Origin of the sequence: Helicobacter pylori (assembly GCA_008032935.1) — a bacterium.
In the GTDB taxonomy this organism is placed as follows: Bacteria; Campylobacterota; Campylobacteria; order Campylobacterales; family Helicobacteraceae; genus Helicobacter; species Helicobacter pylori_CX.
Window position 1 is genome coordinate 1,427,961 of the sequence record CP032039.1, and the last position, 24,434, is coordinate 1,452,394.

Annotated in this window: 27 protein-coding genes and 1 tRNA gene; 19 read left to right on the forward strand and 9 right to left on the reverse strand. The window is 38.6% G+C overall.

What is annotated here, in order from left to right; all coding sequences use genetic code 11:
* Nucleotides 1-116: 116 nt before the first annotated feature.
* The 7 genes from tatB (at nucleotide 117) to D2C78_07075 (ending at nucleotide 3,688) form a co-directional block, all read left to right on the forward strand.
* Nucleotides 117-599 carry a Sec-independent protein translocase subunit TatB gene (gene tatB / locus D2C78_07045; GenBank protein QEF35618.1) on the forward strand — a complete coding sequence of 161 codons (483 nt, stop codon included), beginning with the start codon at nucleotides 117-119 and terminating at the stop codon, nucleotides 597-599.
* Nucleotides 592-1,353: a twin-arginine translocase subunit TatC gene (gene tatC / locus D2C78_07050; protein QEF35619.1), complete on the forward strand. Its 762-nt coding sequence runs from the start codon at nucleotides 592-594 to the stop codon at nucleotides 1,351-1,353. The genes tatB and tatC overlap by 8 nt, the downstream gene beginning before the upstream one ends.
* Complete coding sequence (gene queA / locus D2C78_07055) at nucleotides 1,354-2,391, forward strand: tRNA preQ1(34) S-adenosylmethionine ribosyltransferase-isomerase QueA (GenBank protein QEF35620.1); 1,038 nt, start codon at nucleotides 1,354-1,356, stop codon at nucleotides 2,389-2,391. It abuts the gene before it with no gap.
* Complete coding sequence (gene rsmG, locus D2C78_07060) at nucleotides 2,388-2,924, forward strand: 16S rRNA (guanine(527)-N(7))-methyltransferase RsmG (GenBank protein QEF35621.1); 537 nt, start codon at nucleotides 2,388-2,390, stop codon at nucleotides 2,922-2,924. Before queA ends, rsmG begins: the two co-directional genes overlap by 4 nt.
* Nucleotides 2,867-3,148: a prokaryotic metallothionein family protein gene (locus tag D2C78_07065; GenBank protein QEF35622.1), complete on the forward strand. Its 282-nt coding sequence runs from the start codon at nucleotides 2,867-2,869 to the stop codon at nucleotides 3,146-3,148. The genes rsmG and D2C78_07065 overlap by 58 nt, the downstream gene beginning before the upstream one ends.
* A 2-nt stretch (nucleotides 3,149-3,150) precedes the next feature.
* Nucleotides 3,151-3,558, forward strand: a complete 408-nt coding sequence (locus tag D2C78_07070) for a hypothetical protein (GenBank protein QEF35623.1) — start codon at nucleotides 3,151-3,153, stop codon at nucleotides 3,556-3,558.
* 42 nt (nucleotides 3,559-3,600) lie between these two features.
* Nucleotides 3,601-3,688, forward strand: a tRNA-Ser gene (locus D2C78_07075).
* Between the two features lies 1 nt (nucleotide 3,689).
* Here D2C78_07075 and D2C78_07080 read toward each other — a convergent pair.
* A complete protein-coding gene (locus D2C78_07080) occupies nucleotides 3,690-4,292 on the reverse strand; it encodes an outer membrane protein (protein ID QEF35624.1) in 603 nt (200 codons plus the stop codon).
* A 291-nt stretch (nucleotides 4,293-4,583) separates the two neighbouring features.
* Here D2C78_07080 and D2C78_07085 point away from each other — a divergent pair, with 291 nt between their 5' ends.
* From D2C78_07085 to D2C78_07115, 7 genes are read left to right on the forward strand one after another with little or no spacing between them, the layout of a single operon-like run.
* On the forward strand, nucleotides 4,584-4,958 hold the full coding sequence (locus D2C78_07085; protein ID QEF35625.1) for a two-component system response regulator: 375 nt from the start codon (nucleotides 4,584-4,586) through the stop codon (nucleotides 4,956-4,958).
* Complete coding sequence (locus tag D2C78_07090) at nucleotides 4,959-5,948, forward strand: 50S ribosomal protein L11 methyltransferase (GenBank protein QEF35626.1); 990 nt, start codon at nucleotides 4,959-4,961, stop codon at nucleotides 5,946-5,948. It abuts the gene before it with no gap.
* 8 nt (nucleotides 5,949-5,956) lie between these two features.
* On the forward strand, nucleotides 5,957-7,855 hold the full coding sequence (locus tag D2C78_07095; GenBank protein ID QEF35627.1) for an ATP-dependent metallopeptidase FtsH/Yme1/Tma family protein: 1,899 nt from the start codon (nucleotides 5,957-5,959) through the stop codon (nucleotides 7,853-7,855).
* A gap of 2 nt (nucleotides 7,856-7,857) precedes the next feature.
* A complete protein-coding gene (locus D2C78_07100; GenBank protein ID QEF35628.1) occupies nucleotides 7,858-8,112 on the forward strand; it encodes a hypothetical protein in 255 nt (84 codons plus the stop codon).
* Nucleotides 8,102-8,815, forward strand: a complete 714-nt coding sequence (gene pssA, locus D2C78_07105; GenBank protein QEF35629.1) for a CDP-diacylglycerol--serine O-phosphatidyltransferase — start codon at nucleotides 8,102-8,104, stop codon at nucleotides 8,813-8,815. The genes D2C78_07100 and pssA overlap by 11 nt, the downstream gene beginning before the upstream one ends.
* Nucleotides 8,812-11,037 (forward strand): Cu(2+)-exporting ATPase, encoded by a 2,226-nt coding sequence (locus D2C78_07110; protein ID QEF35630.1) that lies wholly within the window; start codon nucleotides 8,812-8,814, stop codon nucleotides 11,035-11,037. The genes pssA and D2C78_07110 overlap by 4 nt, the downstream gene beginning before the upstream one ends.
* On the forward strand, nucleotides 11,038-11,238 hold the full coding sequence (locus tag D2C78_07115; protein ID QEF35631.1) for a hypothetical protein: 201 nt from the start codon (nucleotides 11,038-11,040) through the stop codon (nucleotides 11,236-11,238).
* A 56-nt stretch (nucleotides 11,239-11,294) separates the two neighbouring features.
* Here D2C78_07115 and D2C78_07120 read toward each other — a convergent pair whose 3' ends face one another.
* Nucleotides 11,295-12,623, reverse strand: a complete 1,329-nt coding sequence (locus tag D2C78_07120; GenBank protein QEF35632.1) for a transposase — start codon at nucleotides 12,621-12,623, stop codon at nucleotides 11,295-11,297.
* A 36-nt stretch (nucleotides 12,624-12,659) separates the two neighbouring features.
* On the opposite strand from D2C78_07120, the gene tnpA reads away from it, so the two are divergent.
* A complete protein-coding gene (gene tnpA / locus D2C78_07125; protein ID QEF35633.1) occupies nucleotides 12,660-13,076 on the forward strand; it encodes an IS200/IS605 family transposase in 417 nt (138 codons plus the stop codon).
* A 547-nt stretch (nucleotides 13,077-13,623) separates the two neighbouring features.
* Here the strand turns inward: tnpA and D2C78_07130 are convergent.
* The gene (locus tag D2C78_07130) at nucleotides 13,624-14,940 is read right to left on the reverse strand and encodes a purine-nucleoside phosphorylase (protein ID QEF35634.1); all 1,317 of its coding nucleotides are present in this window, start codon (nucleotides 14,938-14,940) and stop codon (nucleotides 13,624-13,626) included.
* 135 nt (nucleotides 14,941-15,075) lie between these two features.
* Between D2C78_07130 and D2C78_07135 the strand changes: the two genes are divergently transcribed.
* Nucleotides 15,076-15,591, forward strand: a complete 516-nt coding sequence (locus D2C78_07135) for a hypothetical protein (protein ID QEF35635.1) — start codon at nucleotides 15,076-15,078, stop codon at nucleotides 15,589-15,591.
* 3 nt (nucleotides 15,592-15,594) lie between these two features.
* Here the strand turns inward: D2C78_07135 and D2C78_07140 are convergent, their stop codons facing one another.
* From D2C78_07140 to pyrB, 6 genes are all read right to left on the reverse strand, one after another.
* Entirely contained in the window at nucleotides 15,595-16,590 is a 996-nt protein-coding gene (locus D2C78_07140) for a HoxN/HupN/NixA family nickel/cobalt transporter (protein ID QEF35636.1), read from the reverse strand.
* Nucleotides 16,591-16,714: 124 nt separating this feature from the next.
* Nucleotides 16,715-17,284 (reverse strand): restriction endonuclease, encoded by a 570-nt coding sequence (locus D2C78_07145; GenBank protein ID QEF35637.1) that lies wholly within the window; start codon nucleotides 17,282-17,284, stop codon nucleotides 16,715-16,717.
* Between the two features lie 3 nt (nucleotides 17,285-17,287).
* Entirely contained in the window at nucleotides 17,288-17,911 is a 624-nt protein-coding gene (locus D2C78_07150) for a neuraminyllactose-binding hemagglutinin family protein (GenBank protein QEF35638.1), read from the reverse strand.
* Nucleotides 17,905-19,560 carry an ABC transporter ATP-binding protein gene (locus D2C78_07155; GenBank protein ID QEF35639.1) on the reverse strand — a complete coding sequence of 552 codons (1,656 nt, stop codon included), beginning with the start codon at nucleotides 19,558-19,560 and terminating at the stop codon, nucleotides 17,905-17,907. Before D2C78_07155 ends, D2C78_07150 begins: the two co-directional genes overlap by 7 nt.
* 90 nt (nucleotides 19,561-19,650) lie before the next feature.
* A complete protein-coding gene (hofB, locus tag D2C78_07160; protein QEF35640.1) occupies nucleotides 19,651-21,090 on the reverse strand; it encodes an outer membrane beta-barrel protein HofB in 1,440 nt (479 codons plus the stop codon).
* A 279-nt stretch (nucleotides 21,091-21,369) separates the two neighbouring features.
* A complete protein-coding gene (gene pyrB / locus D2C78_07165; GenBank protein ID QEF35641.1) occupies nucleotides 21,370-22,293 on the reverse strand; it encodes an aspartate carbamoyltransferase in 924 nt (307 codons plus the stop codon).
* A 66-nt stretch (nucleotides 22,294-22,359) separates the two neighbouring features.
* Here pyrB and D2C78_07170 point away from each other — a divergent pair, with 66 nt between their 5' ends.
* Genes D2C78_07170 through D2C78_07180 form a run of 3 tightly spaced genes read left to right on the forward strand, consistent with a single transcriptional unit; the run spans nucleotide 22,360 to nucleotide 24,390 of the window.
* Complete coding sequence (locus D2C78_07170) at nucleotides 22,360-22,875, forward strand: hypothetical protein (GenBank protein ID QEF35642.1); 516 nt, start codon at nucleotides 22,360-22,362, stop codon at nucleotides 22,873-22,875.
* Complete coding sequence (locus tag D2C78_07175) at nucleotides 22,875-23,582, forward strand: TlyA family RNA methyltransferase (GenBank protein ID QEF35643.1); 708 nt, start codon at nucleotides 22,875-22,877, stop codon at nucleotides 23,580-23,582. The genes D2C78_07170 and D2C78_07175 overlap by 1 nt, the downstream gene beginning before the upstream one ends.
* The gene (locus D2C78_07180; protein ID QEF35644.1) at nucleotides 23,548-24,390 is read left to right on the forward strand and encodes a bifunctional riboflavin kinase/FAD synthetase; all 843 of its coding nucleotides are present in this window, start codon (nucleotides 23,548-23,550) and stop codon (nucleotides 24,388-24,390) included. Before D2C78_07175 ends, D2C78_07180 begins: the two co-directional genes overlap by 35 nt.
* Nucleotides 24,391-24,434 lie beyond the last annotated feature (44 nt).

Consider the following 24,434-nt stretch of genomic DNA (forward strand, 5'->3'; position numbering starts at 1 on the left):
TGAGAATATTCTCCCTAAACCCTTTTCATTTCAAACTTTTACTTTTTAATCTTGTTTAGAAAGAAAATTACACTACAATAACGATAAAATTTTAAAGGGTGTGAAAGCAGATTATTATGTTTGGCATGGGCTTTTTTGAAATCCTTGTGGTGTTGGTTGTGGCGATTATTTTTTTAGGGCCAGAAAAGTTCCCCCAGACTGTCGTGGATGTGGTGAAGTTTTTTCGCGCAGTTAAAAAAACGCTCAATGACGCTAAGGACACTTTAGATAAAGAAATCAATATTGAAGAAATCAAAAAAGAAACCCTAGAGTATCAAAAGCTCTTTGAAAATAAAGTGGAGAGTCTTAAAGGCGTTAAGATTGAAGAATTAGAAGACGCTAAAGTAACTGCAGAAAAGGAGATTAAAAGCATTCAGGACTTGATGCAAGATTACAAACAAAGCCTAGAAAACAACACGCCCCCTAACCACCCCAACGGAGAAGTTTCTAATGAAGAAGCCTTAAATGAAGAAATTTCAAGCGATGAATCTCCTAAAGAAGTCCAATTAGCAACCGATAACAACGCCAAAGAACACGACAAAGAAAAAGAGCATGTTTGAAGATTTAAAACCGCATTTACAGGAATTAAGAAAGCGTTTGATGATTTCTGTAGGAACGATTTTAGTGGCGTTTTTGGGGTGCTTTCATTTTTGGAAAAATATTTTTGAATTTGTTAAAAATTCTTATAAAGGCACGCTCATTCAGCTCTCCCCTATTGAAGGGGTCATGGTAGCGGTTAAAATCAGTTTTTCAGCCGCTATCGTCATTTCCATGCCCATTATTTTTTGGCAATTGTGGCTCTTTATCGCTCCAGGGCTTTACAAGAATGAAAAAAAAGTGATTTTGCCTTTTGTGTTTTTTGGGAGTGGGATGTTTTTGATGGGGGCGGCGTTTTCTTATTATGTGGTGTTCCCTTTCATCATTGAATACTTGGCCACTTTTGGGAGCGATGTGTTTGCGGCCAATATTTCTGCGTCCAGTTACGTGAGCTTTTTCACGCGCTTGATTTTAGGCTTTGGCGTGGCGTTTGAATTGCCTGTTTTGGCGTATTTTTTGGCTAAAGTGGGCTTGATTACCGATGCGAGTTTGAAAGCGTATTTCAAATACGCTATTGTAGTGATTTTTATTGTAGCAGCGATTATCACTCCTCCTGATGTGGTGAGTCAAATTTTTATGGCGTTGCCCTTAGTGGGGCTTTATGGGCTTTCTATTTTAATCGCCAAAATGGTCAATCCGGCTTCCAAAGACAACGAAAATAATAACGAAAATGATAACGAAAATAACACCAAAGAGAATACAAAGAGCGAGTCGTAGTTGAAAGAATTTGATTTAGAAAGCTATGATTACCACTTACCTAAAGAATTGATCGCCAACTACCCCATTTTGCCCAAAGAAAAGGCTAAATTGCTCGTCTATGAAAGGCGTTCGCAAAAAATCACGCACACCACTTTTGAGCATGTTTTAGATTTTTTCCCTAAAAACACCCTTATTGTGTTGAACGACACTAAAGTGATTAAGGCCAGGCTTTTTGGATCTAAGCATGCCTTTTTGCCATCAAAAACAACCGAAGTGTTTTTCCACCGCTTTTTTAAAGACAATACCGCCCTAACTCAAATCAAGGGTAAGATCAAAGTGGGGGATAAAATCTTTTTTGATGAAAATTATTACGCTGAAGTTTTGGAATTACTCCATAACGGCCAACGCTTGATCGCTTTTTATGACAATCAAACCCCCTTAAATCAAGAAAATATCTTAAAGCTTTTAGAGCAATACGGGCATATGCCCTTACCCCCTTATATTAAAAGAGCGGATGAAAGTTTGGATGCACATGAATACCAGAGCGTGTTCGCTAAACACATTGGTGCGGTGGCTGCCCCTACAGCGTCATTGCATTTTTCTCAAAATACCTTAGAAAAATTATTGAAAGATTTCAAGCACACTTTTTTAACCTTGCATGTGGGGGCTGGGACTTTTCTTGGCGTAGAAACTAAAGATATTAGAGAGCATCAAATCCATACAGAAGTTTTGCATATTCCTAAAAAGAGCCAAGAAATTTTGCAAAAATCCCAAGAGATTTTATGCATCGGCACGACCGCTTTAAGGAGCGTGGAATACTTTAAGCGTTTAGAAAACCCTAATCAAGAGGCGTTTGAATGCGATATATTCTTGCATCTTGCTAATCCTATTTTGCATGTCAATTATTTGCTCACTAATTTCCATTTACCCAAATCAAGCCTTTTAATGCTTGTGAGCGCGATGATAGGCTTAGAAAAAACCAAAGAAATCTACAAAATAGCCATAGAAAAGAAGTATCGTTTTTATTCTTATGGCGATGGGATGCTGATTTTATGAACCCCTTATTGCAAGATTATGCGCGCATCCTTTTAGAATGGAATCAAACGCACAACTTGAGCGGCGCAAAAAATTTAAACGAATTAGAACCCCAGATCACAGACGCTCTAAAACCTTTAGAATTTGTCAAAGATTTTAAAAGCTGCTTGGATATTGGGAGCGGGGCGGGACTTCCTGCTATCCCTTTAGCCCTTGAAAAACCTGAAACACAATTCATTCTTTTAGAGCCAAGGATAAAAAGAGCGGCTTTTTTAAATTACCTTAAAAGCGTTTTACCTTTAAAAAATATTGAAATCATTAAAAAGCGTTTAGAAGATTATCAAAATCTTTTACAAGTGGATTTAATCACTTCTAGAGCGGTCGCTAGCTCTTCTTTTTTGATAGAAAAAAGCCAACGCTTCCTAAAAGATAAGGGGTATTTTTTATTCTATAAAGGCGAGCAATTAAAAGATGAAATCGCTTGTGAAGACACTGAATGTTTTGTGCATCAAAAACGAGTTTATTTTTACAAATCAAAGGAAAGTTTATGTTAAGAATTTTAATCCCCTTACTCATTATCGCATGGATTTTATGGCGTTTGTTTTTGAGGCAAAAACCCCTTAAAGACAACCACTCTTACACGCAACAAACCCCCAAAGAATTAGAAGATCACATGATTGTATGCTCTAAATGCCAAACCTATGTCTCTAGCAAAGACGCTATTTATAGCGGAGCAGTGGCGTATTGCAGTGAAACTTGTTTGAATGATAAGAGATAAAAATGCTTATTTTAGGACACCCTTTAATCCCTAGCGCTCGTTTTGTTTTCATTAAAAACACCGACGGCGTTCATTCTAGCACCAATAACGATATAGTGTGTTTTGAAGCGCACTCAAAAAATTTGGAATTAGCTAAGTATTGCTGTGAAAATAGCGTCCATTTTAGCGTGATCTTTTTATCGCACAAGATAGAAACGGACGCCTTTTTTTTATTCAACGCTTTCAAACCGCTCTATTGTATTTTTAAGGATATTAAGCAAGCCATACTCGCCCAACAACACGCCACTAATTACTTATTAGATAGCAAAATCTTGTTTTCTATGGATTTTAACGATACAGAGTCATGGGAAATTTGCGCTAAAAATCAAATCGATGGCGTGATTTCTAAAGATTCACTCCTTTTAAAATAAGCCCTTTTTAAACAAATCTTAGTTATAGTAAGCCTTTTTTAAGGGGAGATGTCCGAGTGGTTGAAGGAGCACGCCTGGAACGCGTGTAAGGTGCAAGCCTTCGAGGGTTCGAATCCCTCTCTCTCCGCCATTTAAAAATGCCACGAATGCGAAACAAAAAACAAAAAGCTCCTTTCAAACAAGCTGTGCCTTTCAGGGGTTAGAAAGATTTTCATGCCAATTTCCACATCCACCTTATGATACAAAACGATCGTGCGAAACTGCACCCCAAATTTCCCGATAGCCCTGAAATAAGTGTTACGAAAATTGAAATCTTTTAATGAATCCCAAGTATTCACCACCAAATCTTTGACTTTATTGTTAAGTATCCATGTGTTGGCGGCCAGTTGCAAGCCAAAGAAAAAAGCCCAGCGGTTGATAGGGTTTTTAGCGTAGGCGACCATGAAATCCCCTCCCACCCCATAAGTGAACATGTTCGCTTGCAAAGTAGAGTCATTATTAAAAAGCACATTGCCATAATCTATAAAGAAATAATACCTAGAATACGCCCAATCGTTTTTAGGATTCACTTCATAGCCTTGAAGGATTGAAGCCCCTTGTAAAAGCTTGTTGGTGTTTAAAGGGCGCATAAACACCGTGCCTATTTGATAAGAAGAAGACATGTAACTCAAATTTTCAGCATTTAAAATATTTAAAAAACTTATACCCAGTATTAAAATTCTTAAATAATACACTTACTTGTAAAATCCTTGTCTTTCTTTTTTCAAACCATCCAATGACCCTTTATCGCACTCAAAAGTTATTTTATTACTTTTAAACTATTATGATAGCAAAAACAAACTGAATTTTTTTACAAATGAGAACGCTCATTAAACGCTCCATTTAGCCAATGATTATTGTTGGTCAAGGTAATTTTAATCAAAACATGCTATTATTTGGAACGATTTATTATTATAAGGCGTTAGAGACGCTTTGGCTGTTTAAAAAGAGCCTAATTTAAATGCAATCTTAAAAGGAGAAGCGCTTTGAAACTACTGGTAGTAGATGATAGCTCAACTATGAGAAGAATTATTAAAAATACACTTTCACGCTTAGGCTATGAAGATGTTTTAGAAGCTGAGCATGGGGTGGAAGCTTGGGAGAAACTAGACGCTAATGCGGACACTAAGGTGCTTATCACAGATTGGAACATGCCTGAAATGAACGGCTTGGATCTCGTTAAAAAGGTGCGCTCTGATAGCCGTTTTAAAGAAATCCCTATTATTATGATCACCACAGAGGGCGGTAAGGCCGAAGTCATTACGGCTTTGAAAGCGGGCGTGAACAACTACATTGTGAAACCTTTTACCCCCCAAGTTTTGAAAGAAAAATTAGAGGTTGTTTTAGGGACAAACGATTGAGTGTTAAAGCCAATGTATTATGAGTTTTTCTTTATCTTCCCTAAGGAGCGAGAGCTTTTTGAGAGCTTTCTTTTAGACACCACGCATCTAGCCTTAGAAGAATCTAGCTTAGAAAATTTAAAAGCGTTTGACGATAAAGAAACCATTGAGTTTATAAGCCAATCCAATTGGCACTATTTCGCCACTCATGACCCCCTAAAGAAAGATTTAAAAGAAAAACCCCCACACCTCAAAAATTTCGTTATTTTACGCTCTCAAAAGGATTTGAATGACTCGCTCATTCTAGCATTAGAAGCGTTTTGTTTGAATTTAAAACAAAACTTGCAAAGCGAGTTTGATTTTTTCTGTCTTTCACGCAATCTGGCTTCAAAAGACTGGCTAGAAGCCTACAAACAAGCTATTTTGCCGGTGCAATGCGCCAAATTTTACATACACCCTAGCTGGCATCAAAAGCCAAGCCATGTCGCTATAAATGATTGCATAATGATTGATCCGGCTTTGGCCTTTGGATCAGGCCATCATGAAAGCACTTCTATGTGTTTGGAACTGCTCTCTAACCTTGATTTAAAACGCAAAAACGCCTTAGATGTGGGTTGTGGGAGCGGGATTTTAAGCATCGCTTTAAAAAAACAAGGCGTTAGCGCTTTAGTAGCTTGCGATACGGATAGTTTAGCCGTTGAAGAAACCCTAAAAAATTTTAGCTTGAATCAAATACCCCTATTAGCGCAAGATAAGGTCATTTATGGCTCTACGCAAAAAATTGAAGGGCGTTTTGATATTATTGTGGCGAACCTTGTCGCTGATGTGATTAAGAGTTTGTATAGTGAATTTGTGCGGCTTTGTAACCACACTCTTATTTTATCAGGGATTTTAGAAACCCATTTAAACTCTGTTTTACAGATCTATTATAATGGATTTGAGGTTTTAGAACAGCGACAGCGTAACGAATGGGTCGCTCTAAAATTGCTTAAAAAACAACCAATAAATTAAGGATTATAATGAAACCAACGAACGAACCTAAAAAACCTTTTTTTCAAAGTCCCATTATCCTTGCGGTTCTTGGAGGGATTTTACTCATTTTTTTTCTGCGCTCTTTCAATTCTGATGGCAGTTTTTCGGACAATTTCTTAGCTTCTAGCACTAAAAATGTGAGCTACCATGAGATCAAACAGCTCATCAGCAATAATGAAGTGGAAAATGTGAGTATCGGTCAAACTTTGATCAAAGCCAGCCACAAAGAGGGCAACAATCGTGTGATTTATATCGCTAAACGAGTGCCTGATCTAACCTTAGTGCCTTTGTTAGACGAGAAAAAAATCAATTATTCTGGTTTTAGCGAGTCTAACTTTTTTACGGACATGCTAGGGTGGCTCATGCCTATTTTAGTGATTTTAGGGCTATGGATGTTTATGGCAAACCGCATGCAAAAAAATATGGGTGGGGGTATTTTTGGCATGGGGAGCGCGAAAAAACTCATTAACGCTGAAAAACCTAATGTGCGTTTTAATGACATGGCGGGCAATGAAGAAGCCAAAGAAGAGGTGGTAGAAATCGTAGATTTCTTAAAATACCCCGAACGATACGCTAATTTAGGGGCTAAAATCCCTAAAGGCGTGTTATTAGTAGGGCCTCCAGGAACCGGTAAAACCCTTTTAGCCAAAGCGGTAGCCGGCGAAGCGCATGTGCCGTTTTTCTCTATGGGAGGGAGCAGTTTCATTGAAATGTTTGTGGGCTTAGGGGCAAGCAGGGTTAGGGATTTGTTTGAAACCGCTAAAAAACAAGCCCCTAGCATCATTTTTATTGATGAAATTGATGCCATAGGTAAAAGCCGAGCGGCTGGAGGCGTGGTGAGCGGGAACGATGAAAGAGAGCAAACCTTAAACCAACTCTTAGCCGAAATGGATGGTTTTGGGAGCGAAAACGCGCCTGTGATTGTCTTAGCCGCAACGAACCGCCCCGAAATCTTAGATCCGGCGTTAATGCGTCCAGGGCGCTTTGACAGGCAGGTTTTAGTGGATAAGCCTGATTTTAATGGCAGGGTAGAAATCTTAAAAGTGCATATTAAAGGCGTGAAACTCGCTAATGATGTGAATTTGCAAGAAGTCGCCAAACTCACCGCAGGGCTTGCAGGAGCGGATTTAGCGAATATCATCAATGAAGCCGCGCTTTTAGCAGGAAGAAACAACCAAAAAGAAGTCAGGCAACAGCATTTAAAAGAAGCAGTTGAAAGAGGGATTGCGGGGTTAGAAAAGAAAAGCAGGCGCATCAGCCCCAAAGAAAAGAAAATCGTTGCCTACCATGAAAGCGGGCATGCCGTAATTTCTGAAATGACTAAAGGGAGCGCTAGGGTGAATAAAGTCTCTATCATTCCAAGGGGCATGGCGGCTTTAGGCTACACCCTTAACACGCCTGAAGAAAACAAATACTTGATGCAAAAACACGAACTCATCGCTGAAATTGATGTGCTTTTAGGCGGAAGAGCGGCTGAAGATGTTTTTTTGGAAGAAATTTCTACCGGTGCGAGCAACGATTTAGAAAGAGCGACTGATATTATTAAAGGCATGGTGAGTTACTACGGCATGAGCAGTGTCAGTGGGCTTATGGTGTTAGAAAAGCAACGGAACGCCTTTTTAGGAGGCGGTTATGGAAGCAGTAGGGAATTTAGCGAAAAGACTGCAGAAGAAATGGATTTTTTCATTAAAAATTTGCTAGAAGAGCGCTATGAGCATGTCAAACAAACCTTGAGCGACTATAGAGAAGCGATTGAAATCATGGTCAAAGAATTGTTTGACAAAGAAGTCATTACAGGCGAGAGGGTGCGTGAAATCATCAGCGAATACGAGGCCGCCAATAATTTAGAAAGCCGTTTGATCCCTTTAGAAGAGCAAGCGAGTTAAAAGTGCGGGCTTACAAACAGATTTTTGATAAGGGTTTAAAGCCTTATGATAAATATTCTGTTTGTTTAAAGCTTTTTTTTAGATTTTGTTTTCTAAAAACCCATGCTTATCAACAGCGTTATAAAGCGTTTGCTTTAACGCTCTTTTTTTGTGAGTTTTTTAGCGCTTGTAAGATTTTTATTCCCATAATTGATTTTAAAATCGTTTTTATTCCTATTCTAAAAGCCAAGTTAAAAAGAATCTCTAATGCCTATTAACCCTCTCTATCTTTTCCCCAATCTTTTTACCGCTAGCAGTATTTTTTTAGGCATGATGAGTATTTTTTACGCTTCTAGTTACCAATTTGTCATGGCATGTTGGTTAGTGGTAGCGAGCCTTATTTTAGATGGGCTTGATGGGCGTGTCGCAAGACTTACCAACACCACCAGCAAGTTTGGTATTGAATTTGACTCCCTAGCTGATGTAGTCGCTTTTGGAGTAGCCCCAAGTCTTATTACTTACTTTTATGTGGGGTATAACTTTGGGCGCATAGGCATGGCGGTGAGCGCGTTGTTTGTGATTTTTGGAGCGATACGATTAGCGCGATTCAATATCAGCACCAACACAAGCGACCCTTATTCTTTCATCGGTATTCCCATTCCTGCGGCGGCGGTATTGGTGGTGCTTTGTGTGTTATTGGATAATAAATACCATTTCTTAGAAGGCAATACCGAAAGGTTATTTTTAGGCTTTATTGTCTTATTGGGGGTGCTTATGGTGAGCAATATCCGCTACCCTAATTTTAAAAAAGTCAAATGGAATCTCAAGCTTTTCATCTTAGTGTTGATTTTTTTATCGTTAGTGTTTGTGCGCCCTTTAGAAGCTTTAAGCGTGTTTATGGGGCTGTATTTGATTTATGGCATCATTCGGTGGCTCTTTTTAATGGTAAAAATTATTTTTAATAAAAATAAAAGCGCATGAAAGAATCTTTTTACATAGAGGGAATGACTTGCACGGCGTGCTCTAGTGGGATTGAACGCTCTTTAGGGCGTAAGAGTTTTGTAAAAAAAATAGAAGTGAGCCTTTTAAATAAGAGCGCTAACATTGAATTTAACGAAAACGAAACCAATTTAGACGAAATTTTTAAACTCATTGAAAAACTGGGCTATAGCCCTAAAAAAACTCTAGCAGAAGAAAAAAAAGAATTTTTTAGCCCTAATGTTAAATTAGCGTTGGCGGTTATTTTCACGCTTTTTGTGGTGTATCTTTCTATGGGGGCGATGCTTAGTCCTAGCCTTTTACCTGAAAGCTTGCTTACGATTAACAACCATAGTAATTTTTTAAACGCATGCTTACAGCTTATAGGCACGCTCATTGTCATGCATTGGGGGAGGGATTTTTACATTCAAGGGTTTAAAGCCTTATGGCACAGACAGCCCAACATGAGTAGCCTTATCGCCATAGGCACAAGCGCTGCCTTAATTTCAAGCTTGTGGCAATTGTATTTCGTTTATACAAGCCAGTGGTCTTATGGGCATTATTATTTTGAAAGCATGTGCGTGATTTTAATGTTTGTGATGGTGGGCAAACGCATTGAAAACGTTTCTAAAGACAAAGCTTTAGATGCTATGCAAGCCTTGATGAAAAACGCCCCAAAAACCGCCCTTAAAATGCAAAATAACCAACAGATTGAAGTTTTAGTGGATAGCATTGTGGTGGGGGATATTTTGAAAGTCCTCCCTGGAAGTGCGATTGCAGTGGATGGCGAAATCATAGAGGGCGAAGGGGAATTAGATGAGAGCATGTTAAGCGGCGAAGCGTTGCCGGTTTATAAAAAAGTCGGCGATAAAGTCTTTTCAGGGACGCTCAATAGCCACACGAGTTTTTTAATGAAAGCCACGCAAAATAACAAAAACAGCACCTTGTCTCAAATTATAGAAATGATCCATAACGCTCAAAGCTCAAAGGCAGAGATTTCTCGCTTAGCGGATAAGGTTTCAAGCGTGTTTGTGCCAAGCGTGATCGCTATCGCTGTTTTAGCGTTTGTGGTGTGGCTCATCATTGCGCCTAAGCCTGATTTTTGGTGGAATTTTGGGATCGCTTTAGAAGTGTTTGTATCGGTTTTAGTGATTTCTTGCCCTTGCGCCTTAGGATTGGCTACGCCTATGAGCATTTTAGTAGCGAACCAAAAAGCGAGTTCTTTAGGTTTATTTTTTAAAGACGCTAAAAGTTTAGAAAAAGCAAGGCTAGTTAATACGATCGTTTTTGATAAAACCGGCACGCTCACTAACGGCAAGCCTGTCGTTAAAAGCGTTCATTCTAAGATAGAATTATTAGAGTTATTGAGTTTAGCGGGCAGTATTGAAAAGAGCAGCGAACATGTCATTGCTAAAGGGATTGTAGAATACGCCAAAGAGCGTAACGCTCCCTTAAAAGAAATGAGCGGGGTTAAAGTGAAAACGGGTTTTGGCATTAGTGCTAAAACAGATTATCAGGGCGCTAAAGAGACCATTAAAGTAGGCAGTAGCGAATTTTTTAACCCTATTAACACGCTAGAAATTCAAGAAAACGGGATTTTAGTGTTTGTGGGTAGAGCGATCAGTGAAAAAGAAGACGAGCTTTTAGGGGCGTTTGTTTTAGAAGATTTGCCCAAAAAAGGCGTGAAAGAACATATCGCTCAAATCAAAAAATTAGGCATTAACACTTTTCTTTTAAGCGGGGATAATAAGGAGAATGTCCAAAAATGCGCGCTTGAATTAGGGATTGATGGCTATATCAGTAACGCTAAACCACAAGACAAGCTCAACAAGATCAAAGAGCTTAAGGAAAAAGGGCAGATCGTTATGATGGTGGGCGATGGCTTGAATGACGCTCCTAGCCTTGCTATGAGCGATGTGGCGGTGGTGATGGCTAAAGGGAGCGATGTGAGCGTGCAAGCAGCGGATATTGTGAGCTTTAATAACGACATTAAATCGGTTTATAGCGCGATCCGATTGAGCCAAGCGACCATTAAAAATATCAAAGAAAATTTGTTTTGGGCTTTTTGTTATAATAGCGTGTTTATCCCTTTAGCTTGTGGGGTTCTTTATAAGGCTAATCTCATGTTAAGCCCGGCGATTGCGGGTTTAGCGATGAGCTTAAGCTCTGTGAGTGTGGTCTTAAACTCCCAAAGGCTAAGGAATTTTAAAATTAAGGATCATTGAATGAAAGTTACTTTTCAAGTGCCAAGCATTACTTGCAGCCATTGCGTGGATAAAATTGAAAAATTTGTGGGCGAAATTGAAGGCGTGAGCTTTATTGATGCGAGCGTGGAAAAAAAGAGCGTGGTTGTAGAATTTGACGCTCCAGCGACACAGGATTTGATTAAGGAAGCCTTATTGGATGCGGGGCAAGAAGTAATATAGTGAAACCACCCCTTGCTAAAGCAAGGAGCTTCCTAACTAAAGCATTCTAATGGACACTAACACGAAAGGCTTTGTTCTTTAAAGTCTGCATGGATATTTCCTACCCCAAAAAGACTTAACCCTTTGCTTAAAATATTGTTCGCAGCGTTGATGTCTCTGTGTTCTCTATACCCGCATTCTAAACACCAATATTGCCTATGATTTAATTTAAGCTTGTGGTTGATATTCCCACAACAATGGCAAGTTTTACTCGTATATTGTGGGGGAACTTTCACTAACAATTTGCCATTATGCTGTTGTTTGTAATCTAAAAAAGAAATGATTTGATAGAATGAAGCGTTTAAAATAGATTGATTAAGCCCACTCTTTTGTTTAACATTTTTGAGTTTAGCTCTTTTAGTCATGTTTTTTACTTGCAAATCTTCAACTACTATCCATTCAAATTGCTTTGAAAGTTCGCTTGTGATTTTATGGTATCTGTCTGTTTTTTGATGACTAGACTTGTCAAAGGCTTGGTTTAATTTCTTTTGGGTTTTGTAAAAATTACCTCCTAATTGGGTTTTGTTTTGTTTAGACTTTAACACCATACGGCTTTGTTTTCTTTGCAATCTTTTAAATTTTTTAGAGTATTTTTTTAAAGAATACAATTTGGAATAAGTAGGGATGAGTCGTTTAGTATCCAACTCTTCATCTATTTCTATCCCTAGTAATTCTTTCATGTCTATTGGGTATTGCTTAAAGTCCGTTAGTTTTTTGTGATTATTCACCCCACAAGAACAAGCTATATCAAGGATATTCAAATCTAGCCCCACACCATTTTTAGGGTTTTTGATGGGAGTAATGTCTTGTTCGTATTCCACGCTAAAGCTAACAAAATATTTTCTATGGTTGCAAGAGATACTAATTTGTTTCACTTTAAAATTAGGGGGGAAGTCTCTATGCATGCGCATGAGTAAAGGCATTTTCATCAGAGTGAATGTCTTGAAGCGCTCCTCATCGCTATCCTTAATAGAGAAACCTTGATTGTTCCACGAAAAAGATTGTTTGGCGGATTTAGAGTTTTTGAATTGAGGAAAGCCCCTGTTTTTAACTTTAAAAGCATCTTTTAAAGCCCTTTCAACATTCATGCGTGATTGTTGGGCTATCACACTACTAAAGCTTAACCCCCTAGCGTTCAAGTGGTGTTTAATCGCATGATCTAACTCGCTTGATTTTTTCCACTTTCTTTCTTTGGGAGGTGAATCTTTGTTGGTTTCATATTGCTCTTGCAGTAAATTCAAGCCAATATTATAAGCTTGATTATAGACAAAAAAGCAGTGTTGCAATTTATCCTGTTGTTCTTTAGTGGGATACAAGCGGAATTTAAAACCCTTATTGACTTTCATAGAAGTATTTTAACCTCTTTTAGTTAAAATAAGTCTATGAAAAAAATTGATGATATGAGACACGGAAGGCATTGTGTTTTTTTAATACACGCGCATTTGGTATTTGTTACTAAATACCGGCGTAAAGCGTTCAACAAGGAAGTGATAGATTTTTTAGGATCGGTGTTTGCCAAAGTGTGTAAGGACTTTGAGAGCGAGTTGGTAGAATTTGATGGGGAGAGCGATCATGTGCATTTGCTTATCAACTACCCACCCAAAGTGAGCGTGAGTAAGTTAGTCAATTCTTTAAAGGGCGTTAGCAGTCGTTTGACTAGAAAACACCATTTCAAAAGCGTTGAAGCTAGTTTGTGGGGGAAGCATTTGTGGTCGCCTAGTTATTTCGCTGGGAGTTGTGGGGGTGCGCCTTTAGAGATGATTAAGCAATACATACAAGAACAAGAAACACCGCATTAACTAGCTAACTTTGATTTTTATAGAATGCGCTAAAAAGCGAATGGATCCAAGTGAAACGATATTCAAATAGCCTAACGGCTAAGCACTTACATCTCCGCCCTAAAGGACGGAGTTTTTCGTGCTAGTGGGATAAATGGCTTTTGAATGATGAGCGAATAAGTTCACAGATTTTAACAAACAACATGCATAGCTCCATCATTTCATGTTGCCAATAGGGCATAAGCCCCTTATGTATTCAATAGGGACACGAATATGGGGGTTACCATCTTTTAAGTCATTGTCTAATCGCTGTGTTAGGCTATCCATGCCCTTTTGGATTATCTCATGCATTCTTTCTAAAACACAATATCCCCTTGCTAAAAAAAGAACAAGATGAACGCATGATGCGAAGTCTGTTGCTTATTTTACATAGCCTATTCGTTAAGTTAGGTAATGATAAATAAAGATTTCTAATGTCTGGCATCACTATCCTTTATTGGCGGTTGTCATGTTATGTCATGCGTTGCCTTAAAACGCTATGAGATCTTTTGGTAAGGTTTATCCATCCCTACACAAATTTCACTAGGATCATCCCGCTAAACGCATCATTTTTGTAAAATTCTATGCGATAGATCCTTTCTTGCTTGTCCAATGAAAAGCGTTTTTGAAAATCTTTAAATCTAATCGTATAACCCGCTTCATTAGGTTTATTTTCATTAGAAACGCTAAAGCCAATCACATTCGCGCGGATATTGTCCATAGCATGGATATAAAAACTCTCTTTCACTTCAACCACGCTCCCTATTTTAACCATTTGATCCTTATTGTCAATTTGCATTTTCACTTCTTCTAAAGAAGGATCAAACTCTATATAAAAGGGCGATAGTCGTGTCATGAGCTTGTTGCCGTATTTTAAAAACACTTCTTGTTTATTTTTGACTAGCCCCACAATGTAAGCGTTGCTCTCTATGGGGATTTGCGGGATTTTAGTGTTGTGGGGCAAAGGGAAATGATTGAGTTTAGGGCGTAAGTTAAAAAGGGGCATTTTAGGCAGAGAGCTAATTTTTGCCCACAAGCTTTTATCGTTGATTAGGGCATGCACGCTATTAGGGTTAAGCTCAAAATCGCGCTTAAAAGGGATATTGAGCTGATTGAGTAAGCCCTCAATGGCTTGCAAATGGTAAAACACCCTTGATGCTAAAGGGAGTTCTTTGCTGGCTTCATTGGCAAAAGCGCTCTTTTTTTGATTGATCGCATAAAAAGTTAGGGCTTTTTGCATTTCTGTATCGCCTTGCGCGGTGCGCGTGTTTTTTAAATGATACTTCTCAATGGGGTGCAATAAATGGGCGTTGATGCTCTCAATCGTATTGTTGGCAAAAGAAAGCAAGTTAGGGAATTTCGCCCCCTTAACTTCATCTTGATCAATGATAAAGCAATTCCCCCAGCGCTTAGGATTGAGCGTCGCATCAATATAAACAGGGCGGTAATACCCACCGCCATCATGCAAATGCAAGACAGCGTCTATATTGGGTTTTGCAATCAAGGATTTGATTTCCTGGATAGTGGGGTATTCAGGGTCATTCTTGTCTAAAGCGGCAAATTTGCGGTTCATATCCCCATACAAGCCCCTATGATTTCTTAACATGGAAGGCTTATTCAATACCGGAACCACTTCAACCAAGCCTTTTAAAACGCTATAATGCATTAAAAACAAATTAGTCGCATTAAACCCTCCAGGCTCATCGCCTTGAATCCCTGCTAAAAGCAACAAATGGGGGGCTTTGTCTCTGTCTTCTACATTTGTAGGGGCTTTTTCTATCGTTTCTATCGCGTTCAAAAACACCCAAGAATACAAGCCCCACACCAAAAGCCATATTTTTTTCATCCAATCTCTCTACTATTTGAAACTAAAAGATCGCTAATTATACCTAAAAACCTTTTTAAGGGTGTTTTTTAAAGTTTCCATAAAAAAGGAACGAAAAATGCTTGTGAATGATCAATTCTATTTAAAAGGTTTTTTATGGATATTTTAAAAACTCTTCAAAAGCATTTGGGCGGTGTTGAAACAAGCGATTTTAAAACCAATGCGATAGAAAAATCCCAGCAAATCGCTAAATTCAGTAGGGACATGAAAAATATAAACGAGAGCGTTGGAGCGTTACAAGTCTTGCAAATCGCTTGCAAAAAGCTTTTCAATAAGAGCATGGGTTTAGAAGATAAAGACGCTTTGCAAGCTTCTATCATCAAACAAGAATTGCGAGAAATTGTAGAAAATTGCCAGTTTTTAGCCTCCCCTTTGTTTGACACCCAGCTCAACATTGCCATTAACGATGAAGTTTTTTCCATGATTGTGGATAATCCTTTGAATTTATTGGAAAATGTGGGCGAGTTTCAAGCTTATTTGGAAGAAAAATTAAACGAAATTAAGGGATTATTAGGCTATTTGAGTGAAAGCCTTTCAAACCCTAAAGCCTTCATGCCAAGTTTTTCAAATAAAAGCCTTAAAGATTTGTTGAGCGATAACTTGAGGGCTTAAAATCTAGCCTTCTAGTTTAGAAAATTTGATTTTCCATAAGAAGAATGAGCCTAAAAACGCTATTACAAATAAGCCCACTAAATAATAGCCCAAGTCTGTAAATTCCAGGCTTTGTAGGGTGCTTAAAAGGCGGTTTTCAAATTTTAAATGGAGTTTCTCGCTAACGACTTGAAAAAGCTCAATCAACCCGATAAAAAGCGCGATAAACACGCTCAAGGCTGTTATGGAGATGTTGTAGTAGATTTTTCTTAAAGGGGTTTTGAACGCCCAGTCATACGCCTTGAGCATGAACGCCCCATCTAATGTGTCAAACAAACTCATGCCAGCGGCAAAAAGAATGGGTAAAGAGAGCATGCCCACCACACTCACTTTAATCGCACTGCTAGAAAGGGCTAAAAGCGCGATTTCACTAGCGGTATCAAAGCCTAGCCCAAAAAGAAAACCCACAGGATAAATGTGCCACGACTTGGAGATGAAATTAAACAAGGGCTTAAAAAAGCGGTTGAGTAAGCCCCTACTCGTTAAAAGCCGTTCAATCTCTTCATTTTGTTGCTGGCTTAGGCTTTCATTAGAATGCGATTTTTTGAAGATTTTTAATAAATCTATTAAAATAATCGCATTCAATAGCCCTATAATGAGCAAAAAAAGCCCAGAAATTAAAGTCCCCACTACCCCCCCTATTTCTTCTAGCATCGGCGTATGCTCTTTAGCCCAAGCGATCGCAAACGCGCTGATGATGGTCATTAAAATCACCACGCTTGAATGCCCCATAGAAAAGTAAAACCCCACACCATAGGCGTTTTTGCCTTGTTGGGTGAGCTTTCTAATGGTGTTGTCTATGCAAGCGATGTGATCCGCATCAAACGCATGCTTTGCCCCTAGCATGTAGGCCATAGACGCCGCCGCATAAAACGAAGCGTTATTAGCCATAAAAAGTAACGCTAAACCCAATGCATGCAAGAACACAATCGCTAAAAAATAAGGAAACCACAATTTCACAGCACGCCTTTTTGTAAAAATAATATTTTTTGAATGATTGTAATATATTTTGTTAAATTAGAAAATTTTAGGATTTGTTTTTTGATTATTTTCTGCAAATTGCCCTAAAAAATTTTTAACTAGATTAGTTTTTCCCACCCAAAAATTTGACCCATTCGTCTCTATCAATCAAAAGCACTTCGTTAGCTTGAGCCAATTTTTGAGCGGCTTGCGTGAAGTAGCTGTTGGTGATCACGCAAGCTTTTTCGCAAGCGTAGTAAGCTTTAGAAGAGACCACCTCTTGAATGGCTTTGGGCGAAACTTTATGCGAGTAGCGTTTGGCTTGAACCGCCCATTTGACGCCATCTTTTTCTACAATCAAATCCGCTCCATAATCGCCGCTTTTTTGAGTGATTGTAACTTCAAAACCCTTTGAAGTGAAAAAGATTTTAGAATATTCTTCAAATTCAAAGCCGTTCATGGCGTCTATTTTTTGCAAAATGCGTTTGAGTTGGCGCTCCTTATACGAAGAGATAACGCCTTGAAAAAGCACTAACATGGAAAAAACGCCAAGAAGCGCGAACAATTTTAAAAGCAAATCGTTAGCCGAGGTTACTAATTTCAATTCTAAGGCTTTTTCCAATAAAACATTCCATGCTAAATAAATCCCTACCGAAAACAAAATGACAAAAATAAAGAATAAAACCTTTTTCATGCCTTAAAGCCACTCTGCATTTTCTATAGCGTTCAAACGCTTTTCTAAACCCTCCATAAGAGAATAGTAAGCCTTATTAAGGGCCTTGATTAAAGCGTTATGATAGGATTTGTCTTCTTGGGAAAAAAGAGAGGGGTTATCGCCCAAACGATTAGCGTAATAAACAGGCACGCTGAAAGCAGTGGGGATTAAAAGGGTGTCAAACGGGCAAGTGGTTTGCGGGACGCATTCTAAAATCAAGCTCGCTTGAAGGTTTAAAAACTGCATGACAGATTTAGGGTCAGTGTTAGGCTCAATCGTCTTTTTAAGCCTTTCTTTAATGGCTTTTAAATCCTTAGGACTCTCTTCAAAAGAAAAAAAAACATTGCCTGAAATATTGAAAGTGAGAGTGCTTTTATCTTTTAAAAAATAAGCGATTTGCTGGGTGATCGCTTTTTTAAATTCTTTTTGGTAAAAGGGCGGCACAAAACGAGCGTTAAAAAAGATTTTAGGGGGGGTTAAAGTGGAAGCGGTTTTTAAAGCGCTGTTTTTGGGGTAATCTTTATATTTTAAGTGGAGCGTCGTTTTGTTGAAAAACTGACACCCTAGTAAAATAAAAACGACACCAACGCTTAAAACCCTTAGCATTCTACCAAACGCCCATGCTCTAATTTCACATGCTTGGTGGCTAATTTAAGCGTGCTTGGGTTGTGCGAGATGAGAATGATCAAGCGGTTTTGTTTCAATTCTAAAATGCTTTGTTTGACGCTCTCTTCTGTGTGATTGTCTAAAGCGGAAGTGGCTTCATCAAAGATTAAAACTTGAGCGTCTTTATACAAAGCTCTTGCAATGGCGATTCTTTGGCGTTGGCCACCACTAAGATTAGCGCCAAATTCATCTAAAATGCTCTCTATCCCATGAGGCATTTTTTCCACAAAATCTAAGGCTTGAGCTTTTTTTAGGCATTCTTTGATTTTCACCTCATCAATTTCTAAACCATACGCCACATTTTCAGCCACGCTCCCGTTAAAAATAAACACCCTTTGAGTGACAACGCTAATCTTTTCTCTTAAGGATTTTTGAGTGATGCTCTCTATTTTTTGATCATTGATGAAAATTTCGCCCTGGCTTGGCTCATAAAGGCGTAAAATCAGATTCACTAATGAGCTTTTACCGCTCCCGCTTTCGCCTTTTAAAGCGATGATTTCATTTTGTTGGAATTTCAAACTAATATCGCTTAAAACATAACGCTCTTGATTGTCTAGTGCATAAGCCAGCCATACTTTTTTAAACTCTATGGTGTGTATGGCGTTATTTAGCGTCAATTCCCCATCAACAATAACCGGCTCTCTTTCTAAAATCTCATGAATCCTGTCGCTAGCGACTAAGGCTTCTTGAAAATTAGAAACAATCCTAGTTAAGCGTTTGATCGGCGTATAGAGCATAAAAAGGGCCGTGATGAAAGAAAAAAACGCCCCCACGCTAATATGGCCCCTAATCACTTCATTCCCCCCTAAATAAATCACTAACGCTATAGCGATTGAGCCTAAAAACTCCATTAAAGGCGAAGAAATTTCAGCCACAGCGATGTTTTTGATACCGATTTTAAAAAACGCTTCATTTTCTTTCACAAAAGCCCTATGCTCTAATTTTTCGCCATTAGAGATTTTAATCGCTTCCACATTGTTAAAGACTTCGCTCAAACGAGCGGTGATTTTGGCGTTACTCTCTTGATGGGATTTAGCGAGTTTTTTAACCTTACGAATGATTTTACTGATAGGAATAGCGGCTAGCGGCATGATGACTAGCCCCACTAGCGCTAATTTAGGGCTTTGATAGATCACCACCCCCACTAACCCAACAACCGTTAGCCCCTCTCTTATACTCTCTGAAAGATAATTGGACAAACTCGCTCTAATCAAACCTATGTCATTGGTGATCCTTGCGATCAATTCGCCCTTTTTAGTCCTGTTAAAAAAATCCATTTCCATTTTGAGAAGGCTTTCTAACATAGTATTGCGTATTTTTTTGACAATATCAAGCCCAATAAAGTTAGTGAAATAAGTGCCTAAATACATGCCCCCACTCTTACCCAAATACGCCAAAATCACTAAAAAAGGCAGGATTTTGAGCATGTGAGTGTCTTTATTGATAAAAATTTCATCTAAAGTGGGCTTGACCAAATAAGTCCCCCAAGCCGTGCTTAAAGCCACCACTAAAGAAGAAAATAAAACCACTATAAAACTTTTATAATGCTCTTTAAGGTATTTAGAATACCGCCTGAAAAAGAGTTTCAAATGCTTAACCTTTGGATTTGATTAAACTTGTATTATAGTGTTTTTATTAAGGGATTTTTAACGCTTTAATAAACAGCTTAAAGCGATTGATTAGAATTTAGCGCTAAGGGTTGTCATCAAATGGCTCCTGTCTGAATAAAGCACTTTAGAGCCGGGCGTGGGTCTGTAACTCCCCACCGTAAAGCCTGCATGCGTCATCACGCCAAAGTATTCTAATTTCACGCTCGCTGTCAAACTCTTACTGATTTTATAGCCCACATTAACAGCCGCGCTCGCTTCATTGGCTAAAGCGCCGCTAGTCCAACGCCATAAAGTCCCCCACAGCCATTTTTTATGCACGCCCCCACCAAAAACCCAACCAGAGACGGCATCAGCGGTTACCACATGGCTTAAAGCTTGCCCTATATCATAAACGCTATTGGTCCAAAAATCAATGCCTAAAGGGTTTCCTGTCGTGCCGATGTAAGCGTTTGCGTTTTTCCACACTTTATAAAACGCTCCCCCAAAATTAAATTCATTGTAATCAAATCGTTGCCTAATAAGCAAGCTTTGCCCGGCAGTGCCAGCTTTCACAGCGTAACGATAAGTATCTCTTCTTAAGGGGGCATGGACAGGGAGCAAAATATAAGCCTTCGTTTCGGATCTAAAGCCCACGCCATTGAAATTAGGGTTACTATCATAGCCTACAGCCACCCCAGGGCTATAATAAGTCCCGGGCGAAAATTGGAAAAAAGGGCTGATGCTAACCCCTTTTCTCTCATAAGTGTAGTTCACTAAATGGATACCATAATTTAGAGTGCGCCCGTTTTTAACCACGGTTCTTGGAGAGTAAAAATCATAAATCCACTCCCCATAAGCGAACGCCCTACCCCATGAGCTAAACCACCATAGTTTATGACTCCCATCATTTTTATCCTTGACTTTAGCGCTGATTTCAAAGCCTTGCGTGTAACCGCTCATATAAGGAGCATTGGATTGATAACGCCCCCCTTTAGCCGCAAATATATCCTTATAGCGGTATTCTAAAAAAGCGTTATTCATCAAATAATTACGGCGGATTTTATTAGCCCTAGCGTTCCCGCACGCTATAGAATCAATCACCTTGCCATCAGAACCAAGCGCGCACTCATGGATACTCGTGCCATCAAGCAAAGCTCTTTTACCCCCTAAATAGCCATCCCAATAACCGATGTAGTTATAAATAACCGATCCACCTTGATTGAATTTCGTGCTATCATAAGCAATCCCTCCTAGCGTGCCACCGACTTTTCCCTCTAAAACATGCCCTTGATCTTTAAGGCTTTTGGATAAAAAATCCGCATAGATATTGCCCTGACCTACAGCGGTTACAAAAGTCTCTGTAGGATAAATCCCCCTAGCTATATCAATCTTTTTTTTATTAAAGCCAACTTTAGAAAAGGACTCCGCTAAAACTTCAATTTTATAATCAAACGCTTGCAAAGAAGCGCTCAAACTTAAAACATATAACCCGCAAAAAACTTGATTCTTTAAAGGCGCGCTATTTTTCATTTTTTTCCTTTTAATAGCCAATACATCTTAAAGACTACAATTCTTAACTGATCTAAAAACAAAGAAGCATAATCAAGCTATTTATTTACTTTTAATTAACCCAATTATTTTAGATTATAACGAAATTATTTTAGTTTCATCATAAAATGAGATGAAGTAAATCAAAATTTAATCAAAGTGGTGTTTTTGTGCCGTTTTACAACCAAACCCATTTTTTTAATATGAAAGTCCTTATATTGATTTTAAAAAATGCTAAAAAGCATTTTTTAAGTTTGACAATCAATCTAATAGCAAAAACTCCAACACCGCCATGCGCATTGCCACGCCATTTTTGACTTGCTCTAAGACTTTAGAACGCTTGTCTTCTAACACTGCGCTTTCTATATCAATATCCCTATGCACCGGGCCTGGGTGTAAAATAATGATCTCTTTATTTTTAGCGTGAGCGCTTAGGCGTTTTTGGGTGATGCAATAAGCGTTGCCGTAATCTTTCAAGCTCGCAAAAATGGGTGCGTTGTGCCGTTCGGTTTGGGTCCTCAAACTCATTAAGATGTCAGCAAATTCTATCGCTTCTTCAATGTTGTGCGTCGTTTTTAAAGGAGTGGTAGGGAGCATGGAGCTTGGAGCGCACAGCATGATCTCAAGCCCTAGCCTTTGGAGCAATTTAATGTTGCTATTAGCTACTCTGGAATTTTTCACATCGCCTATGAAAGCGATTTTCTTCCCTTTTAGATTTTCTAAACCGCCAAAATGCCGATAAAGGGTGAGCAAATCTAATAACGCTTGGGTAGGATGAGCGCTTGTGCCGCTTCCTGCGTTAATCAAGGGGCATTGTGAAAATTCGGCTAATTTAAAAGGCGCGCTTGAAAAAGCATGCCGTGTGATGATAGCGTCAGGCTGCATGGCATGGATATTTTTGAAAGTGTCTATCAAAGTTTCACCCTTTGAAGCGGAGCTTGTTTGCATGTTTAATTTCACTATTTTTGCCCCCAACCTTAGGCTTGCGATTTCAAAACTAGACACCGTTCTGGTGGAATTTTCAAAAAATAACGCCACGATGATTTTATTTTGCATTTTTTCTTTCGTTTCTAAAGATACGGCGTTAAAATCGTTCGCATAAACGCTCGCTTTGTTCAATAAAAGCTTGATTTCATCTAGGCTTAAATCGCTGGTTTGGAGCAAGTGTCGGCATTTTTTTGGCATAAAACCCCCTTTTAGTTATAATATCGGTTTTATTTTAGCTAAAAATGGCATGGGTTTTAGCAAGGAATGGGCTTGAAAAATCTCTCAACACTTCTGGTGTTTTTATTCTTTTGTTTGGGGTGTGTGAGCAATTTTAATGAAGACACCTACACGCTAGACTTAGTTTTAGAAAAAAAGATCCAAGCCAGCAGGAAAGGCGAAATCACCAAAGATAATGTGCCTATCATCACGGCTATCGCTACGCATTTAAACGATGTGGATAGCGGCACTTACTATGACCATGAGTATTTTTTAGTGGAGATTTTCACGCAAAATAACGACTGGATAGATGATGGCTATATTTCTTATGAACTTTTTGGCACAAAACCTATAGGCTCAGAGCCTTTATGGGTGCGAGAAATCACAAAAGATGAATTCGATGGCATTTTAGAAACCACGAACCGGTGGAGCCGAGCTTTTTTGCTCGCTTTTAACAAATTGGATTATTTAGCGGTGCAAGAAGCCAAACTAGAGCTTGATGCCTATAGTTTAGGCAAGATTGTTTTTAATTTCGCTTATCAAGTCCCCTTACCTCAATTTTAATGCGATTAGATTACGCCTTATTCAACCAGCATTTAGCAAATAGCAGAGAAAAAGCTAAAGCGTTGGTTTTAAAAAATCAGGTTTTAGTCAATAAGGTAGTCATCTCTAAACCCTCTTTTATCGTTGAAGAGGGTGATCAAATTGAATTAATCGCTACCAATCCATTCGTTAGCAGGGCTGGGGAAAAATTAGGGGCTTTTTTAGAAGATCATTTTATAGATTTTAAAGAAAAGGTGGTTTTAGATGTGGGAGCGAGCAAGGGGGGCTTTAGTCAAGTGGCTCTTTTAAAAGGGGCCAAAAAGGTGCTTTGCGTGGATGTGGGGAAAATGCAATTAGATGAAAATTTAAGGAACGATACACGCATAGAATGTTACGAAGAATGCGATATTAGAGGGTTTAAAACGCCAGAAACAATTGATTTAGTGCTTTGTGATGTGAGCTTTATTTCTTTATATTGTATTTTAGAAGCGATTTTGCCTTTAAGCGATGAATTTTTGGCGCTTTTCAAACCGCAATTTGAAGTGGGTAGAAAAATAAAACGCAATAAAAAGGGGGTGGTAATGGATAAAAAAGCCATTTTGAACGCTTTAGAAAACTTTAAAAACCATTTAAAAACAAAGGATTTTCAAATCTTAAAGATCCAAGAAAGCTTAGTGAAAGGGAAAAACGGGAATGTTGAATTTTTTATCCATTTCAAGCGAGCCTGAGATTAAAAGCCTAGCTATCGGTAAATTTGATGGCTTGCATCTAGGGCATCAAGCCCTTTTTAAGGAATTAAAAGATCCCAAAGCCCTTTTAATCATAGAAAAAAAACATTACACTAAAGGCTATTTAACCCCCCTAAAATACCGCGCTAAACTCGTGGGCATGCCTTTATTTTTTGTGTATTTAGAAGAGATTTCACTCCTAAATGCTTTAGAATTTTTAGATCTTTTAAAAAAGAAATTCCCCAATTTAGAACGCCTAGTGGTGGGTTATGATTTCAGGTTTGGGCATGGGAGGCAAAATGACGCTTTATTTTTAAAAGAGCGTTTTGAAAAAACCATTATTGTGCCTGAAGTGAAGGTCCAAAACATTAGCGTGCATTCTAAGATGATCAAACTAGCCCTAAGTCATGGCGACTTGCTTTTAGCTAACAAGCTCTTAGGCAGGCCTTATGAAGTGTGCGGGAAAGTCATTAGCGATCAAGGCTTAGGGCATAAAGAATTAGCGCCTACTTTAAATATAACAACTAAAGATTTTATCCTCCCTGGTTTTGGGGTGTATGCGAGTTTAGTGAAAATAAAAGATCAAATTTATCAAAAAAGCGTGAGTTTTATAGGCAATCGCTTAAGCACGGATCACAATTTCGCCATAGAATGCCATGCAATTGACACTATCATAGAAAACCCGCCTAAAGAAATCGCTTTGCGTTGGGTTCAAAAAATACGAGACAACATGCGTTTTAATTCTTTAAAAGAGCTTAAAAATCAGATCCAACAAGACATCTTAATGGCCAAAGAGATTTTGAGATAATTTGTGTTAAAATGGCTCTCAAAAACCTTAAAAATGGAAAAATT

What these genes read in the sequence shown, in the direction of transcription:
- D2C78_07070 (QEF35623.1), top strand. Translation starts at nt 3,151, where the DNA reads ATGCTTATTTTAGGACACCCTTTAATCCCTAGCGCTCGTTTTGTTTTC.
- pyrB (QEF35641.1), bottom strand. Translation starts at nt 22,293, where the DNA reads ATGCCAAAAAAATGCCGACACTTGCTCCAAACCAGCGATTTAAGCCTA.
- D2C78_07170 (QEF35642.1), top strand. Translation starts at nt 22,360, where the DNA reads ATGGGCTTGAAAAATCTCTCAACACTTCTGGTGTTTTTATTCTTTTGT.
- D2C78_07150 (QEF35638.1), bottom strand. Translation starts at nt 17,911, where the DNA reads ATGCTAAGGGTTTTAAGCGTTGGTGTCGTTTTTATTTTACTAGGGTGT.
- D2C78_07110 (QEF35630.1), top strand. Translation starts at nt 8,812, where the DNA reads ATGAAAGAATCTTTTTACATAGAGGGAATGACTTGCACGGCGTGCTCT.
- D2C78_07095 (QEF35627.1), top strand. Translation starts at nt 5,957, where the DNA reads ATGAAACCAACGAACGAACCTAAAAAACCTTTTTTTCAAAGTCCCATT.
- D2C78_07145 (QEF35637.1), bottom strand. Translation starts at nt 17,284, where the DNA reads ATGAAAAAGGTTTTATTCTTTATTTTTGTCATTTTGTTTTCGGTAGGG.
- hofB (QEF35640.1), bottom strand. Translation starts at nt 21,090, where the DNA reads ATGAAAAATAGCGCGCCTTTAAAGAATCAAGTTTTTTGCGGGTTATAT.
- D2C78_07175 (QEF35643.1), top strand. Translation starts at nt 22,875, where the DNA reads ATGCGATTAGATTACGCCTTATTCAACCAGCATTTAGCAAATAGCAGA.
- D2C78_07180 (QEF35644.1), top strand. Translation starts at nt 23,548, where the DNA reads ATGTTGAATTTTTTATCCATTTCAAGCGAGCCTGAGATTAAAAGCCTA.
- D2C78_07115 (QEF35631.1), top strand. Translation starts at nt 11,038, where the DNA reads ATGAAAGTTACTTTTCAAGTGCCAAGCATTACTTGCAGCCATTGCGTG.
- D2C78_07065 (QEF35622.1), top strand. Translation starts at nt 2,867, where the DNA reads ATGTTTTGTGCATCAAAAACGAGTTTATTTTTACAAATCAAAGGAAAG.
- tatB (QEF35618.1), top strand. Translation starts at nt 117, where the DNA reads ATGTTTGGCATGGGCTTTTTTGAAATCCTTGTGGTGTTGGTTGTGGCG.
- tnpA (QEF35633.1), top strand. Translation starts at nt 12,660, where the DNA reads ATGAAAAAAATTGATGATATGAGACACGGAAGGCATTGTGTTTTTTTA.
- D2C78_07135 (QEF35635.1), top strand. Translation starts at nt 15,076, where the DNA reads ATGGATATTTTAAAAACTCTTCAAAAGCATTTGGGCGGTGTTGAAACA.
- pssA (QEF35629.1), top strand. Translation starts at nt 8,102, where the DNA reads ATGCCTATTAACCCTCTCTATCTTTTCCCCAATCTTTTTACCGCTAGC.
- D2C78_07120 (QEF35632.1), bottom strand. Translation starts at nt 12,623, where the DNA reads ATGAAAGTCAATAAGGGTTTTAAATTCCGCTTGTATCCCACTAAAGAA.
- D2C78_07130 (QEF35634.1), bottom strand. Translation starts at nt 14,940, where the DNA reads ATGAAAAAAATATGGCTTTTGGTGTGGGGCTTGTATTCTTGGGTGTTT.
- rsmG (QEF35621.1), top strand. Translation starts at nt 2,388, where the DNA reads ATGAACCCCTTATTGCAAGATTATGCGCGCATCCTTTTAGAATGGAAT.
- tatC (QEF35619.1), top strand. Translation starts at nt 592, where the DNA reads ATGTTTGAAGATTTAAAACCGCATTTACAGGAATTAAGAAAGCGTTTG.